Genomic DNA, 15953 nt, shown 5'->3' with positions numbered 1-15953 from the left:
CCGGGGAGGACGACTATGAGTAGCTTGACGACGGGCGGCTCCATTGATTTGGCGCGGCCGGTTATGGATGCTGCGGATTCAGCAGCGCACACCTCGGCCATCGCTGCCCGCCTGGAGCGGTTGCCGCTCACCTCCTATCAGCGGAGCATCTTCGCCATCATCGCCACCGCCTGGTTCTTCGACAGCATGGATCTCGGTGCGCTCACCTTCATTCTAGGCTCGATCCGGCAGGGTTTCGGCCTCTCGACGGCACAGACCGGCCTGCTCTCGGGCATGAGTTTCCTTGGCATGTTCGTGGGCGCCGCCTCTGCCGGGCTGTTGGCAGATCGCTTCGGTCGCACGCGCGTATTTCAAATCAGCATGATCTTCTGGGGATTGGGCAGCATTCTCTGCGGGCTTGCACCATCAGTGGAGGCGCTTGCAGCCGCCCGCGTTCTGCTCGGCTTCGGCATGGGCATGGAATTTCCGGTCGCGCAATCGATGTGTCCGAGTTCATTCCGGCCAAGCAACGCGGGCGATACATTGCCCTGCTGGAAGGCTTCTGGCCGATCGGCTTTGTCGCGTCGGGCCTTCTGACCTTCGCCGTGCTCTCGGTCGCTGATTGGCGATGGGTGTTCATCCTGCAGGGCGTGCCGGCGATTTTCGTCCTGATCGTGCGCCGCTACGTCCCGGAATCGCCGCGCTGGCTCGCCAGCCGTGGCGATATCGCCGGCGCCGACAAAGTGATGTCCGACATTGAAGCCAAGATCTCGCAGCGGCTCGATGGCGCGGCGCTGCCGGCGCCTTCACCGCAATTCGTCGAGGCACGTAACACGCGCGGCCTATCCACATTGTTCGCCGCTGGCTACGCACAGCGTACCCTGATGCTGTGGAGCCTCTGGTTCTTCGCGCTGCTCGGCTTCTACGGCCTGACCACCTGGCTCGGCGCGCTGCTGCAGGCCAAGGGCTTTCCAGTGACCAAATCGGTCTCCTACACGATCGTGATCTCGCTGGCCGGCATTCCGGGTTTTCTGACCGCGGCGTGGCTGATCGAAAGCCTCGGACGGAAACCGACGCTGATCGGCGCGCTGCTCGGCGCCGCCATCGCCTGCTACTTCTATGGGGCTGCAGCGGATCAGGTCCAACTGATCATTGCCGGCCTCTGCATGCAATTCTGCGCCTTCGGAATGTGGTCGGCCCTCTACGCCTACACACCTGAGCTCTACCCCACCCACGTTCGCGCAACGGGCACGGGGTTTGCTTCGGCCGTCGGGCGCATTGGCTCTCTGATCGATCCCTCGCTGATCGGGTTCATTCTGCCGGCCGCCGGTCAGTCCGGCGTTTTCGCGCTCGGCGCGGGGGCCTTCGGCTTGGCCGCTCTCGCCGTGCTTCTCCTGGGCGAAGAAACCAAGGGGCGGACACTCGAAAGCATTTCGCACTGACGAGCCGGCTGCCGCAAGCGCGTCTTGCACCGCGACCAATTGACCCTCCTCGTCACGCGTGGAATATCGTGGCGAGCGAAGGGAGAATCACAGCAAATGGCCGCGGACAGGCGAACCGGGCGGGCCCGCACCACCAAACATGGCAGATCCGGGACGCGGAAGATGATCCCGTCCGATACGGGTGGCGGCGCGGAGCACCAAGCCGAGGAGCCGGAAACGCTGACCGACCGCGCGTATCGGCAAATCGAGGAACTGATCGTCACCCTTGCGTTGCCGCCCGAGACGGTCCTCTCGGAGCAGTCGCTGGCCGCAAAGCTGGCCATCGGGCGCACGCCAATCCGTGAGGCGCTGCAGCGACTGGCCCGCGACGGGCTTATCGTCATCCTGCCACGGCGCGGCATTCTGGTTTCGCAGATCAACATCAAGAGACAGATGCGCCTGCTTGAAGTGCGGCGCGAGCTCGAGCGACTGATGGCTCGGGGAGCAGCCGAGCGCGCAACCGAAGAGGAGATCGCGCAATTCGCCGCCATCGCCAGGGACATGCGCCGCGCTTCGGACAAGGCCGATGACATGGCCTTCATGCGGCTCGATCGCGAGTTCAACGAGCTCGTCAGCCATAGCGCAAGAAACGAATTCGCCTCGCGCGCCATGGGCCTGATGCACGGCCTGTCTCGGCGCTTTTGGTATCAGCATTATCGCGAGGTCGGGGACTTGCCGCTGTCGGCCCGCCTGCATGCCGAGGTCGCCGAGGCCATTGCCGCGCGCGATCCGGGCGCGGCGGCGAAAGCCTCCGATCGTCTGCTGGACTACATCGAAAGCTTCACGCGCAAGACGATCGAGACGTAGTCAAAAAACGACAACGCTGCGGATCGCCGCGCCACGGCGCAGGGCCTCGAAGCCTTCGTTTACCTCATCGAGCGAGATGCGGGCCGTGATCAATTCATGCAGCTTGAGCCGGCCATCCAACGCTGCTTGCGCCAGCATGGGAAAGTCGCGCAGCGGCCGGGCCCCGCCATAGCTGGAACGTCTGATGCGTTTCTCCTGCATCAGGGAGCCCCAGCGGAACGCGACGTCTTGTTCGACATCGATCTTCCCCAGCCAGATGACCTCGCCCCCGGGCCGCACCGCCTCGGTCGTCAAACGAAATGCGCGCCCGCTGCCCGCCGATTCCAACACCACGTCGACTCCGCGGCCGCCGGTCAACTGACGCGAGAGATCGATCACATCGTCGCTTGCGGCATTGATCGCATGCGTTGCGCCAAGTCGCTTCGCCAGATCGAGCTTCTTGTCGTCAAGATCCACGGCGATGACGGCGCCCGCCCCCGCCATTCGAGCCCCCTGGACGGCCGCGAGCCCGACCGCGCCGCATCCGATCACCATGACGCTGTCGCCATAGCGAATGGACGCAACGTTGAGCGCGGCACCAACGCCGGTCATGACGCCGCAGCCGATCAGGCACGCCTGGTCGAAGGGCAGCTCTCTTTCAACCACGATCGCCTGCTGTGCCGGCACGATGCAGTATTCGGCCAGCGCGCCGAGATACATGAAGTGCTTGAGCTCACGCCCATCGGACAAGCGGGCCCGGCTCCGCCCGTCGAACTGCACGGCACGCGAGGCCTGGCCAAGATAGGATTCGCAAAGGATCGGCAAATCACGATCGCAATAGAAGCAATGACCGCAATGCGGGTTCCAGGAGAGAACGACGTGGTCGCCGACGGAAATACCGCGCGCCTTCGCTCCGACCTGCTCGACAATGCCGGCCGCCTCGTGGCCAAGGAGGATGGGCATCGGATTGCGCAGGGTGCCTTCAATCACCTCGAGATCGGTGTGACAAAGCCCGACCGCCTTGATGCGGATGAGGACATCGTCCGGCGCAAATTCGCTCGCTTCGACCGTTTCGATGGTGAGCGGCGACTTCGGCGCATGGAGGACCGCCGCTTTGTATGTGAGCCCCACCGAACGTCCCTCGCCTCTCTCAGGATGTCGCCCGCGCTGGGGTGCGATCTTTCTTGAGCACGGCCACGGCGGCGTCGATATCGTCCGAGCTCATCTCCCATTCGTTGCCGAAATTGGCCACCACGGCCTTCATGAAGGGCTCGACGAGCGCTTTGGCGGCGACCGCATCATTGAGGTGCTCCGCCAAGATCGCGAGCGATAGCTGCCGTGGCTCATCGCCCTCGTAACTCCATTCAAAGCCGTTCGCGGTGTACCGGCAGAGATCAAGCCTCTGATCGAGAGGACGGCCGTCCACCGTGACCGCGATCCCGTCGATGGTGCGGTCTCCACAAAATTTCTTCATGCCCCGCGTCCTCCGGCAACCAGCATCTTGCCCGATTGATACATCAGTGATATGTCAGTTGCAAGATCAAGTATCGACCTGGTTTGGCACTGGGAGGACAGCCATGGAACTCGCTTCAACCGCCATGTCGGATCGTCAGCGCCGCTACCGCGCAACCTACCGCGAGCGCGTGGCGGGCTGGTACAACGGTTGGCTTCACGTCTTCATCATCTATGCGATCGGCGTCACGGCGCTCTACATCTATCTGGCCAATGTTCGCGACCTGCGGGCCTGGGAATTGCTCGTCGTGCCGGTCGCTTTTCTTGGCGCGAATTTCTTCGAGTGGTGGATTCACCGTTACGTGATGCACCGCCCCTCGCAGATCAGGGCATTCCGCGCAATCTATAACCGTCACACGCTGATGCATCACCAGTTCTTCACCGATCAGGAGATGCGCTTCGCCGATCATCATGACTGGCGGGTGACCTTCTTCCCGCCCTACGCGCTGGCAACCTTCACCCTGATGTCGATCCCGCTCGCGATTGCGGCCGGTTCTATCGTCTCGGCCAATGTCGGATGGCTCCTCATCGCGACGACGACGTCGATGTATCTGATCTACGAGTTCATGCATTTCTGCTGCCACGTCGACGAGAACTGGTTCGTCCGCAACGTGCCGCTTGTGAACACCATCCGCCGCCATCACACGGCCCATCACGATCAATCGATCATGATGGAGCGGAATATGAACCTCACCTTCCCGATCATGGACTGGCTGTTCGGCACCTCCGACCTGGACCGCGGCCTACTGGGCCATCTCTTCAACGGTTACGACACGCGCTTCATCAAGCGTAACATGCGCAAGGCCGTGCGCACGCCGAGGATCGATCCGGCCGCGACCTCCGTGCCGGCGGAGTAGCCGATCATGGCCGCCATCGAGCCAAACGGCATCGCGCTTGCGCTGTTCGCCGCGAGCTTTGCGGCCTGCTGCCTCGGTTTCTTCACACTGGTCGGCATGTTTCCGCCGAGCGCCCGGCCACAAGCGGTAGCGGGCGCTGCTGGCAGCGCACTTGTGCTGTTCAACGTCGTGCTCTGCGTCCTGCTCTTGGCAGGCGTAGCGCTGTTCGTGGAGCAGCGATTGCGTTGGACGTCTGCGGTCATTTTCGGTGGCCTGATCCTTCTCTTTATCCCCTCGATCTTCCAGATCGTTCCAAACGAGCGCCGGGACAGTCGCAGCGGGCTCGCCGTGCTTGGCCTTGTTCAGATCGCCTCATTGCTATTGCTGGTCTCGTCAGCCGTGGGACTTTCCCTGTAAGGATGTCGTCGATGCCCCGCCCGATCAAGACCGCTCTGTCGATCATCGTGCTGCTCGTTGCCTGCGCGGCCTACGCATATCAGGACTCGATCGGACAGCATGGTCCAAAGATCGCGATCATGGTGCTCGCTCCGTTCATGGTGATCGCAATGTGGATCTTCCCGGAAGTGACGCGAAAATAACCAGCACGACGGCGAGCCGGCATCTTCGGTTGATGGAGCCGAAGCGCACCGCGCCGTGCAACGTGATTTGCCCGCGGATGCGCGCCCAAGGACCTGTCAATCCCGGCTCGCAAAAACACCTCTCCACCGTGAGCGATGACCCTCTCGGCGAACTCCATGGGCAGACCGCCGACGGCACAGGTCTCGCCGTTGTAGAAACCGAGCCACTGGGCCACCATCCCCGTGGTGCCCGTTCCACCGAAACAGCCTGACGACTCCACCACGGCGACCCGCGCGCCTAGCCTCGCGGCAGACACGGCGGCCATCAGACCGAGGCGCCCCCGCCGGCTACGACCACGTCAAAATGATCGCTCGATCGCAGCGGCGTCAGCTTACTCGCCCTCTGCAAAATATCGCTTCGGCGACCGACCATGGCGCTCCTTCCCCTATTTGCGCGCATTGGCGCGCGTCTGCTGTTGGGAATTATGCGCGTCCACCGGTGACACGCCACGACCATTTGTGCGTTTTTGTGCCCGTCTATGATTTCACCGACGTTCAAGACAAGCCGCTCAAGCGACGACGAGGAGGCGAACCGCGATTTCGTGGCCGCTTTTGCGCGGGGTCTTGCGGTCATCGAAGCATTCGGCCCCGAGAACAAGGGCATGACGTTATCGCAGGTCGCGGAACGCACAGGCCTCGACCGTGCGGTCGCACGAAGGCTGCTCCTGACTCTCGTGAAGCTCGGCTTTGCCCGCGTACATGAGCGCCGGTTCGAGCTCACCACCCGGGTACTGCGCCTCGCCTATTCCTTCCTGTCGTCGTCCGGCCTCGGCACGTCGCTGCAACCCTTTCTGGATGACCTCGCGCGCGCCATCGGCGAGACGGTTTCGCTGTCCGTGCTGGACGAAGCCGAGGCCGTGTTCATTGCGCGTTCTGATACACCGGGCCGGCGGCTGTCCTATGTGATCACCACGGGGATGCGGCTACCCGCATTCTCCGCTGCATCGGGGCGAATACTGCTCGCCCATAGGCCCCGCATTGAAGTCGAGCGCCTGCTGTCGCGGACAAGGATTACCCGGCATACGCGGCACACCATCATGCTCAAGCGCGAGATCTTGGCGCAGATCGCCGAAGCCAGGGTGAAAGGCTATTGCATCAACCATGAAGAACTGGAGGACGGCCTCGTCAGCGTTTCTGTTCCCGTCTTCAATCGTGCCGGAATCGTGGTGGCCTCGCTCAATGCAAGCACCAGCTCTGCGCGCGCCAACAGGGAAAGATTGGCTGGCGAATTCGTCTCCAAGCTGAAGGCAATGGCGGACGAGCTTTCCTTGATGCTGCCCTGACCCGGCGTCGCGACCCCGTGTAAATGGCGCGACGAGCTGATTTGCCCGACGAGCCGCGTTGCAAAATCCTGTCAACGCTCGCGCCTGAAAATATTTCTGTTTTTCCGAAGCTAGAATCAGTCGTATGGTTTTTGCGTTCCGCTCCGGCAAGAGGGGCGTACGCGTCGTCACGAACGTGGAGCGGAATGCGGTGGCCGTGGATGTACTGAGAGACGTGCGGCACTTTCCGCGGACGGCGAAGTCGTGTGGTCCTGGCGCGCCCACGCAGGCGCCAAGTTTGGCGGCGATGCTTATCCATCGCGCCGGCGACGGTGGCAAACAAGCTGGTTCACCGGGGAGAGCGCGAAGTAAGCCGTAAAGCCACTGCGCAGGGAAGGCCGGTGTGAATCCGCCTTGCCTGTGGTTACTCCCGTGTGCGCTCTTGCGCAATTTCTTGCACACGGGGCCGCGGGTGCGGCGGGCACCCGGCCTTCCCTGCGCCCTCTGTACTTTCGTGAGGGTCAAGCAGATGCAAAGCTCGGACGCGAATAGCGCCGCGAGAATGCGCAGTCACATCCTCTTCCTCGTCATGCCCCGCAGGCGGGGCATCCAGTACGCGGCGGCTACGCCAAGGCTTCGACGAGGTTCACGAGTCCAGGGCGCGCCGAAGCTTCAGCGGAGGCGGCAAGCCGGACGATGACAGCGGAGGTAAATCGGCAATGAAAGGCGGCAATGACTCCGTGCCATCAAGCGAAAACCCCGCCGGCTCACGCCGGCGGGGCTTTTCACTCCTTGTTCAGCGCGAATTCAGTGCGCCAGAATAGCCAGCAGCAGCAGCGCCACGATGTTGGTGATCTTGATCATCGGGTTCACCGCGGGACCCGCCGTGTCCTTGTAGGGATCGCCGACGGTATCGCCGGTCACGGCCGACTTATGGGCGTCGGAGCCCTTGCCGCCGTAATGGCCGTCCTCGATGTACTTCTTGGCGTTGTCCCAGGCGCCGCCGCCCGACGTCATCGAGATCGCGACGAACAGGCCTGTGACGATCACGCCGAGCAGCATCGCGCCGACGGCCGAGAAGGCCGCCGATTTGCCGACGGCGCCGCCGCCCGCGATCGCATAGATCAGGAAATAGACCACGATCGGCGAGAGCACCGGCAGCAGCGAAGGCACGATCATTTCCTTGATCGCCGCTTTGGTCAGGAGGTCGACGGCCTTGCCGTAGTCCGGCTTGTCGGTCCCCTGCATGATGCCGGGCTTTTCGCGGAACTGGCGACGGACCTCTTCCACGATCGAACCGGCCGCGCGGCCAACCGCTGTCATGCCAAGCGCACCGAAGAGGTACGGCAACAGGCCGCCGAACAGAAGGCCGACGACGACGTAGGGGTTGGTGAGCGAGAAATCGGGATTGACGCCGCTGAAGTAGGCGTTGCCTGCTCCGCCGCCGATGAAGAACTTGAGGTCCTGGTTATAGGCAGCAAACAACACCAGCGCACCGAGGCCGGCCGAGCCAATCGCATAGCCCTTGGTGACCGCCTTGGTGGTATTCCCGACTGCGTCGAGCGCGTCGGTCGATTTGCGCACCTCCTTTGGCAGACCGGCCATTTCGGCAATGCCGCCGGCATTGTCGGTGACCGGACCGAAGGCGTCGAGCGCGACGATCATGCCGGCCAGCGACAGCATCGTCGTGGTGGCAATCGCAATCCCGAACAGGCCGGCGAGATTGTAGGTGATGAGAATACCGGCGATGATCACGATCGCCGGCAAGGCGGTCGCTTCCATCGAGATCGCAAGGCCCTGGATCACGTTGGTGCCGTGTCCCGTCACCGAGGCTGCCGCGATCGACTTCACCGGGCGAAAATCGGTGCCTGTGTAATATTCGGTGATCCAGATGATCAGACCGGTCACCGCCAGACCGACCACGCCGCAGGCGAACAGCGCCGCGCCGCTATACTCGACGGCATCAAGCTTGCCGAAGCCGATCAGCCAGTAGATGACGGCGGCGACGCCGACGAGCGACAGGATGCCGGTCGCGATCAGGCCCTTGTAGAGCGCACCCATGATCGATTGGCTGGGGCCGAGCTTGACGAAGAAGGTGCCGATGATCGAGGTGATGATGCAGATGCCGCCGATGGCGAGCGGCAGCGTCATCATGTTGGCCAGGATCGGCGTCTTGGCGAAGAAGATCGCCGCCAGCACCATGGTGGCGACCGCGGTCACCGCATAGGTCTCGAACAGGTCGGCCGCCATGCCGGCGCAGTCCCCGACATTGTCGCCGACATTGTCGGCGATGGTGGCGGGGTTGCGCGGATCATCCTCGGGGATGCCGGCTTCGACCTTGCCGACGAGATCGCCGCCGACATCGGCGCCTTTGGTGAAGATGCCGCCGCCGAGACGAGCGAAGATCGAGATCAGCGACGCGCCGAAGCCGAGTGCGACCATCGCATCGACGACGGTCCGGCTGTCGTGGGCCAGATGCAGCGAATAGGTCAGAAAGCCGAAATAGAGGGTGACACCGAGCAGTGCGAGGCCGGCCACAAGGAGGCCGGTGATGGCACCGGATTTGAAGGCGAGTTCAAGCCCGCCGGCGAGCGAAGTGGTGGCGGCCTGGGCGGTGCGCACATTGGCGCGTACCGAGACGTTCATGCCGATGAAGCCGGCCGCGCCCGACAGGATGGCCCCGACCGCAAAGCCGACCGCGACCAGTACGCCGAGGAAGAAGGCGAGCAGCAAGAAGATGACGATCCCGACCACACCGATAGTGGTGTATTGGCGCCGCAGATAGGCCTGCGCGCCCTCGCGCACTGCAGCCGAGATTTCCTGCATCCGCGGATTGCCGGCATCGGCGCTGAGCACCGATCTGGTCGCCCAAATGGCGTAAACAACCGAAAGCGCTCCGCAGAGCACGATCAACCATAAAGCTGTCATTGCACTCCCTCAGATTATTATATTTGTCCCCTCGCCCATGCTGCGGACGCAGCCGGCTCAGATGTCGCTGGTCCGCCCTGCCCAAGGGCGGCCGCAAATCGGCGAGGACCTTGCCAAAGTTGTCCCCAGCGCGCAACGCCAGGAAGGGAGAAAAAGGTCCTTTTTGGAGCGCTTCCCACGCCAAAAGCCGCGCTATCGCGAGGAACTCTCAGAAATGACTGTAGGACAGGACTTTTAATGCCAGCTCCCGGCCCTGCTCATCGAGAAACCGCGGGGCCTCGCTCCCGGCGAGGATCGTCCCGATGGATGTCACCGCAACACCAGCCTGCCGCGCCGCTTCGGCAAAGTCCGCGCAGCGCGCTTCGGGCACGGTGCACACGATCTCGTAATCATCGCCAGCGGAAATCAACGCCGCCATCGAAGCGATGCCGCGCTCGAGAAGTCCTGCGGTCGCGGCAGAGAGCGGAATGCAGGGCAGGTCTATCCTTGCCGATACACCTGAGGCCGCGCAGAGCTTGGAGAAATCTCCGGCAAGGCCATCCGAGACGTCCATCGCGGCGCTGGCATGTTCGCGCAGTGCGAGCGCCAATGCGTTGCGGGGTTGGGGAATACGATAACGAGCGATGAGCATCTCTCTGGCTGCAGCATCTCCGGCAAGCGCCGCGGCGGCGGCACCCTCCTTCAGGATGTCGAGACCCAGCGAGGCATCGCCGATCGTGCCGCTGACTATCACACGATCGCCGGCCTTGGCTCCGCTGCGAGGGACCATTTTGCCGGCCGGCACACGGCCGAGCGCCGCAATCGAGATCATCATCGGCCCCGGCGTCGAGACCGTGTCGCCGCCAAGCAGGGGACAGCGGAACTGGGCGGCATCCTCACCCAATGCACGGGCGAAAGGCGCGAGCCAGGCGTCCTCGGCACGGCGCAGCGCCAACGTCAGCACGAATCCCGCGGGATCGGCGCCCTTGGCGGCGAGATCGGACAGGTTGACCCGCAGCGCCTTGCGCGCAACGGTCTCGGGCGGATCGTCGGGCAGAAAGTGCACGCCCTCGACAATCGCGTCGGTCTTCACGACGATATCCTCGCCCGATGTTTTCAGGATCGCCGCATCGTCGACGAGGCCGAACGCGCCGGGATCGATCGCCAGCGGCTTGAAATATCGCGCGATGAGAGAATCTTCGCCGGATCCTGAGCTGGTCGTCATGCGTTCAAGGCTCGTCGCTTGCGCTCCTCGCGGTGCGCGGGCGCTATCCGCGCGCAAATTCCTCGGCGCGAAACTGCCGCGCGATCTGCTCCAGCACCGCATTCACCATGCCGGTCTCTTCCCTGTCGACGAAGGCGTGCGCGACATCGACATATTCCGATACCACGACCTTGGCGGGTACGTCCCTGCGATGCTCGAGCTCGTATGCGCCGGCTCGCAGGACCGCACGCAAGATCGCGTCGATCCGCTTCAGGGGCCAGCCTTTCGACAGCGCCTCATCAATCAAAGGGTCGAGCCGCGTCTGATCGCGCACGACGCCGGCGACGATGTCGCGGAAGAACGCGGCTTCCGCGGGCAAATATTGCTCACCTTCGACCTCGCCGCCAAGCCAATGGCTCTCGAACTCAGCGAAGATGTCGTTGATGCCGGAACCACCGATGTCCATCTGATAAAGCGCCTGCACGGCGGCAAGCCGAGCCGCTCCGCGCCGGTTCGCCTTCTTGTCCGGGCCCTTTTTCTCCGGCCCTCTGACCTGATTTCGTTTGCTCTCGGCCATGATCAAGATTTTGCCAACCGACGTTTGATGCGCAGCATCGCGAGCGCCGCGCGCGCCGCATCGCCGCCCTTGTTGAGTTCGCTCGCGCGCGCCCGCGCCCAAGCCTGCGTCTCGGTGTTGACGGTGAGAATGCCGTTGCCGAGCGGAAGTTTCCGCGCCACGGCAAGATCCATCAACGCGCGCGAGGATTCCATGGAGACGATCTCGAAATGGATGGTATCACCCCTGATCACGCAGCCCAATGCGATGACGGCGTCATAGGGTTTTCCCTTGCTTTCGGCCGCATCGATCGCAATCGCAATCGCCGCCGGAATTTCCAAGGCGCCGGGAACCGTGATCACGTCATGCGTAACGCCGGCCGCCCTCAACTCGGCGGCGGCGCCCTCGAGGAGCGCGTCCTGGATATCGTCATAGAAGCGTGCTTCGACAATCAGCGCGCGAGCGCCCGAAATGTCGGTCTGATCTTTCAACGGAGCGCGCCGCGCATCTGCCATTTGATTGCCAATTCGGAGTTAATTGCGAGTTGTGCTGCTTTTAGGCGCGGCGGCCAGCAAAGCCAAGGCCGCGCCTCACCTCATCTCTGCAAGCCTGGCCGCATAGCGCGCCATCAGGTCGACCTCGATGTTGACCTCGCCGCCGCCGCGCCAGTCGGACAATGTCGTGACATTGAGCGTATGCGGAATGATCAGCACCGAAAACGCCGTGTCATGTACGGTATTGACGGTCAGCGAAACGCCATCGAGCGCCACCGAACCTTTCGGTGCGATGAAGCGCGCCAGCTCGCGTGTGGTGTTGAGCTCGAACTGCGCCATGTCGGGCAGGTCCTCGCGGTTCAAAATGCTGGCGACGCCGTCGGCGTGACCTGCGACGAGGTGACCGCCAAGCTCGTCACCGATTTTGAGCGCACGCTCCAGGTTAAGCCTGGTGCCGACGGCCCAGTGCCTTGCCGTCGTCAACCGAAGCGTTTCTGCGGCGGCATCAACGTCGAACCAGGTCTTGCCACCCTCGACACCGGAGGCGACGACCGTGAGACAGACACCATTGCAGGCGATCGACGCGCCGTCGGCGATGGTCGCACGATCGTAGTCGCAGGCGATGCGCAGGCGGTGCAACTGCCCCTGTGCTGTTTGCTTCAGCGAAACGATCTCGCCGATATCGGTGACTATGCCGGTAAACATCAAGCGTGCTCGTAAACCGTGAGAACATCCTTGCCGAGGCTCTCGCTAGCACGAACGCGAAACGCGGGCGACTGCGTGATTGCAGTGAGCGGCAATGCATCCAGCGCGTCTACGCCGCCCTCGCCGATCGCGTCGGGTGCGCGCAGCAGCCAGGCCTCGTCGATCAGACCGGCGGCAACGAAGGACGAGGCAATGCGGCTGCCTCCTTCCACCAGAAGCCGCGTGATGCCCTTCCCGGCCAGGACGCGCAGCACGGCCGACAAATCAAGCCCGGACGTGACCGTCGGCGGCATGCGGATGACTTGCGCACCTGCCGCGCCCAGTTTTGCGGCAGCCGGCGCCTCTGCCAAGTCCGACGCCATCACCCAGAGCGGAGTCTCGCGCGCGGAATGCACCAGCCGGCTGTCGCCTGGAATGCGCAGCGCCCGATCCAGCACGACCCGCACCGGCGAGCGCGCTTCCATGCCCGGCAAGCGGCAGGTCAGCAGCGGATCGTCCGCCAGCACGGTGCCGATGCCGACCAGGATGGCATCGCTCTGCGCGCGCAAGAGATGCACGCGCGTGCGCGCCGCTTCGCCTGTGATGGCGACCGGCTTGCGACCGGACGCGCCGATCTTGCCATCCTCGGAGAGCGCAAGCTTCAGGATAACATGCGGGCGATGATCCCTGACGCGGCGAAAATGCCCCGCATGCGTGTAAGCGGCTTCCTCTGCCTCAAGCCCGACATCGACCGCGATGCCGGCGGCGCGCAGTTTTGCAAACCCCTCACCCGCGACCTCAGGATTGGGATCCTCTATTGCCGCCACAACTCGCGCGATGCCGGAGGCGATCACGGCATCGGTGCAGGGCGGCGATTTGCCGAAGTGCGAACAGGGCTCCAGCGTCACGTAGAGCGTCGCGCCGCGCGCGGCGTTCCCGGCACGCTGCAGTGCCACAGGCTCGGCATGCGGACGCCCGCCCGGCTGGGTCCAGCCGCGCCCGACAATGATGCCGTCCTTGACCACCACGGCGCCGACAGCGGGGTTCGGCCATGTGCGGCCGAGGCCACGCCGGCCCAAAGTGAGCGCGAGCCGCATGAAGCGGCGGTCCGCTTCCTGCGCGTCGCGAGCTTTCTGGGCGAGCTGATCCTCCAGGATACGGAAGATCATTTGCGCATCGGGACGATCCGGGCCTCGTCCTCGCCCGAGAGCTCGCCGAGCACCGTCTCGAAATCCTTGGCCTCGCGGAAATTGCGGTAGACCGAGGCGAAGCGGACATAGGCGACGTCGTCGAGCGTGCGCAGATGCTCCATCACGATCTCGCCGATCGCCTCCGAGGAAACCTCGGCCTCACCCGCGCTCTCGAGCTCGCGCACGATGGCCGAGACCATCTTCTCCACCCGCTCCGGCTCGACGGGGCGCTTGCGCAAGGAGATCTGTACCGAGCGAACCAGCTTGTCGCGATCGAACGGCACGCGACGGCCGTTGCGCTTGATCACCGTGAGCTCGCGCAACTGCACGCGCTCGAAGGTGGTGAAGCGGAAGTTGCAGGCGATGCAAACGCGCCGCCGGCGGATTACGGACGAATCCTCGGTCGGACGCGAATCCTTCACCTGCGTATCAAGACTGTTGCAGCTCGGACAGCGCATCCGGATTGAGCCTTATTGATAGATGGGGAAACGGTCGGTCAGTTCCCGCACGCGTTCCTTGATCGCGCTTTCCACAAGCAGCGCCTTGCCGTCCTGCGATTGCGCAATCGCGTTAAGCACTTCCGCGATCATGCCGCCGACCTGCTTGAACTCGGCGACGCCAAAGCCGCGGGTGGTCGTGGCCGGCGTGCCCAGGCGCAAACCGGAGGTCACGAAGGGCGTCTCGGGGTCGAACGGAATACCGTTCTTGTTGCAGGTGATGCCGGCCCGGACCAGCGCCTTTTCCGAGACATTACCCTTCAGCCCCTTTGGCCGAAGATCGACCAGCATGAGATGGTTGTCGGTGCCGCCAGAGACGATGTCCAGCCCATGGCCGCGCAGCGTTTCCGCAAGCGCCCTGGCGTTTTCGACGACGTTCTTGGCATAGACCTTGAAGTCCGGCCGCAACGCTTCGGCAAACGCCACCGCCTTCGCGGCAATCACATGCATCAGGGGGCCGCCTTGCAGGCCCGGGAAGATCGCGGAATTGAGCTTCTTGGTCAGGCTCTCATCGTTCCACAGGATCAAGCCGCCACGCGGACCGCGCAGCGACTTGTGCGTCGTCGTGGTCGTGACATGAGCATAAGGTACGGGCGAGGCATGCACCCCGCCGGCCACGAGACCGGCGAAATGCGCCATGTCGACCAACAGATAAGCGCCGACGCTGTCGGCGATCTCGCGGAAGCGCTTGAAATCCCACTGGCGCGAATAGGCCGAGCCGCCGGCGATGATCAGTTTCGGCTTCACCTGCTGGGCTTGCTTTGCCACCGCATCCATGTCGATGAGATGGTCCTCGCGCCGCACCGTGTAGTGCGAGGCCTTGAACCACTTGCCGGACATGTTGACCGGCGAGCCGTGCGTGAGATGACCGCCGGCGGCGAGATCAAGACCCATGAAGGTGTCGCCCGGCTGCAGCAGCGCCAGGAATACTGCCTGGTTCATCTGGCTGCCGGAGTTCGGCTGCACATTGGCGAAATTTGCGCCGAACAGCTTCTTGGCACGCTCAATCGCCAATGTCTCGGCGACGTCGACCCATTCGCAGCCGCCATAGTAGCGGGCGCCGGGGTAGCCTTCGGCATATTTGTTGGTCATCACCGAGCCCTGCGCTTCCAGCACGGCGCGGCTGACGATGTTTTCCGACGCGATCAGCTCGATCTCATGACGCTGCCGGCCAAGCTCGCCCTGAATCGCGGCGGCAATCTCGGGATCGGCTTGCGCGAGCGTGGCGGTGAAGAAAGAATCGGGGGCGGAGGCAGCTTTGGCGCTGGAGGACGAAGAGGTCATCGGCGAAATATCTCCACCGCCGCAACCAGTTAGCGGGTCACGGTCGGTCTTGGTAGAGGGAGCGGAAGCGGGCCAGCCCGATTAGCATATCATAGGCTGACGGCCAAGCACTTGCGGTTTGAGCCCGATATTTATGCAAGATGTGGTGGGAATTGGGGTGGATTTCCACCCCTGCCCTTCCGGTTCCCCTGGTCCTTGACCGTCATTCCGGGGCGCCTCGAAGAGGCGAACCCGGAATCTCGAGATTCTTCGACGCTTTCGCGTTGCCCGGAATGACGGTATGCGAGATACGGGTTCGCATTCTCGCGACCTCTTCCGCCCGAGCTTTGCCAGTGACATCGCCCTCCGATATGAGAGGGCGCAGGGAAGGCCGGGTGGCCGCTTGCACCCGGGGCCTCCGCGCAAAAGAATTTGCGCGAAGCGCGTTGACCACAGGTACAGGCGGAGTCACACCGGCCTTCCCTGCGCGATGGTTTACGGCTTACTTCGTACTCTCCCCGGTGAACCNGCTTGTTGCCACCGTCGCCGGCGCGAGCATTAAGCATCGTCGCCAACTTGGCGCCTGCATGGGCGCGCCAGGACCACACGACTTCGCCGTCCGCAACAAGTGCTGCTCGTCCATCAACACCATCACGTCCACCGC

Annotated in this window: 15 protein-coding genes and 2 pseudogenes; 6 read left to right on the top strand and 11 right to left on the bottom strand. The window is 63.5% G+C overall.

The window, feature by feature from the left end:
- Positions 1-15 precede the first annotated feature (15 nt).
- A pseudogene (locus F758_RS43300) lies at positions 16-1421 on the top strand (MFS transporter).
- Between the two features lie 162 nt (positions 1422-1583).
- Entirely contained in the window at positions 1584-2267 is a 684-nt protein-coding gene (locus tag F758_RS0104635; RefSeq protein ID WP_035720961.1) for a GntR family transcriptional regulator, read from the top strand.
- On the opposite strand, the gene F758_RS0104630 is transcribed toward F758_RS0104635, so the two are convergent.
- Entirely contained in the window at positions 2268-3377 is a 1110-nt protein-coding gene (locus F758_RS0104630; RefSeq protein ID WP_024506760.1) for a Zn-dependent alcohol dehydrogenase, read from the bottom strand.
- Between the two features lie 19 nt (positions 3378-3396).
- Positions 3397-3720, bottom strand: coding sequence for a DUF6166 domain-containing protein (locus F758_RS0104625; RefSeq protein WP_024506759.1), 324 nt, complete (start codon positions 3718-3720; stop codon positions 3397-3399).
- Positions 3721-3823: 103 nt separating this feature from the next.
- Here F758_RS0104625 and F758_RS0104620 point away from each other — a divergent pair, with 103 nt between their 5' ends.
- From F758_RS0104620 to F758_RS50700, 3 genes are read left to right on the top strand one after another with little or no spacing between them, the layout of a single operon-like run.
- Positions 3824-4615 (top strand): sterol desaturase family protein, encoded by a 792-nt coding sequence (locus F758_RS0104620; RefSeq protein WP_024506758.1) that lies wholly within the window; start codon positions 3824-3826, stop codon positions 4613-4615.
- A 6-nt stretch (positions 4616-4621) separates the two neighbouring features.
- Entirely contained in the window at positions 4622-5011 is a 390-nt protein-coding gene (locus F758_RS0104615) for a hypothetical protein (protein ID WP_024506757.1), read from the top strand.
- 11 nt (positions 5012-5022) lie between these two features.
- On the top strand, positions 5023-5193 hold the full coding sequence (locus F758_RS50700; protein WP_198026413.1) for a hypothetical protein: 171 nt from the start codon (positions 5023-5025) through the stop codon (positions 5191-5193).
- Positions 5194-5312: 119 nt separating this feature from the next.
- Here F758_RS50700 and F758_RS53170 read toward each other — a convergent pair.
- Positions 5313-5498, bottom strand: a pseudogene (locus F758_RS53170) (FAD-dependent oxidoreductase); the annotation flags it as partial.
- Between the two features lie 213 nt (positions 5499-5711).
- Here F758_RS53170 and F758_RS0104605 point away from each other — a divergent pair.
- Positions 5712-6515: an IclR family transcriptional regulator domain-containing protein gene (locus F758_RS0104605; protein ID WP_024506756.1), complete on the top strand. Its 804-nt coding sequence runs from the start codon at positions 5712-5714 to the stop codon at positions 6513-6515.
- 786 nt (positions 6516-7301) lie between these two features.
- On the opposite strand, the gene F758_RS0104600 is transcribed toward F758_RS0104605, so the two are convergent.
- The 8 genes from F758_RS0104600 to glyA form a co-directional block, all read right to left on the bottom strand.
- Entirely contained in the window at positions 7302-9422 is a 2121-nt protein-coding gene (locus tag F758_RS0104600) for a sodium-translocating pyrophosphatase (RefSeq protein WP_024506755.1), read from the bottom strand.
- Between the two features lie 208 nt (positions 9423-9630).
- Positions 9631-10626, bottom strand: coding sequence for a thiamine-phosphate kinase (gene thiL / locus F758_RS0104595; RefSeq protein ID WP_024506754.1), 996 nt, complete (start codon positions 10624-10626; stop codon positions 9631-9633).
- Between the two features lie 43 nt (positions 10627-10669).
- Entirely contained in the window at positions 10670-11182 is a 513-nt protein-coding gene (nusB, locus tag F758_RS0104590; RefSeq protein WP_024506753.1) for a transcription antitermination factor NusB, read from the bottom strand.
- A gap of 2 nt (positions 11183-11184) precedes the next feature.
- Entirely contained in the window at positions 11185-11676 is a 492-nt protein-coding gene (ribH, locus tag F758_RS0104585; protein ID WP_024506752.1) for a 6,7-dimethyl-8-ribityllumazine synthase, read from the bottom strand.
- 75 nt (positions 11677-11751) lie between these two features.
- Positions 11752-12360: a riboflavin synthase gene (locus tag F758_RS0104580; RefSeq protein ID WP_024506751.1), complete on the bottom strand. Its 609-nt coding sequence runs from the start codon at positions 12358-12360 to the stop codon at positions 11752-11754.
- Positions 12360-13508: a bifunctional diaminohydroxyphosphoribosylaminopyrimidine deaminase/5-amino-6-(5-phosphoribosylamino)uracil reductase RibD gene (ribD, locus tag F758_RS0104575; protein ID WP_024506750.1), complete on the bottom strand. Its 1149-nt coding sequence runs from the start codon at positions 13506-13508 to the stop codon at positions 12360-12362. The genes F758_RS0104580 and ribD overlap by 1 nt, the downstream gene beginning before the upstream one ends.
- A complete protein-coding gene (gene nrdR, locus F758_RS0104570) occupies positions 13505-13987 on the bottom strand; it encodes a transcriptional regulator NrdR (RefSeq protein WP_024506749.1) in 483 nt (160 codons plus the stop codon). Before nrdR ends, ribD begins: the two co-directional genes overlap by 4 nt.
- Before the next feature lie 12 nt (positions 13988-13999).
- Complete coding sequence (gene glyA / locus F758_RS0104565; protein ID WP_024506748.1) at positions 14000-15310, bottom strand: serine hydroxymethyltransferase; 1311 nt, start codon at positions 15308-15310, stop codon at positions 14000-14002.
- Between the last annotated feature and the right edge of the window lie 643 nt (positions 15311-15953).

Source organism: Bradyrhizobium sp. ARR65, from assembly GCF_000472385.1.
Taxonomy (GTDB): Bacteria; Pseudomonadota; Alphaproteobacteria; order Rhizobiales; family Xanthobacteraceae; genus Bradyrhizobium.
The sequence above is the reverse complement of the archived record's forward strand: the minus strand, read 5'-3'. Positions and strand labels throughout refer to the sequence as shown.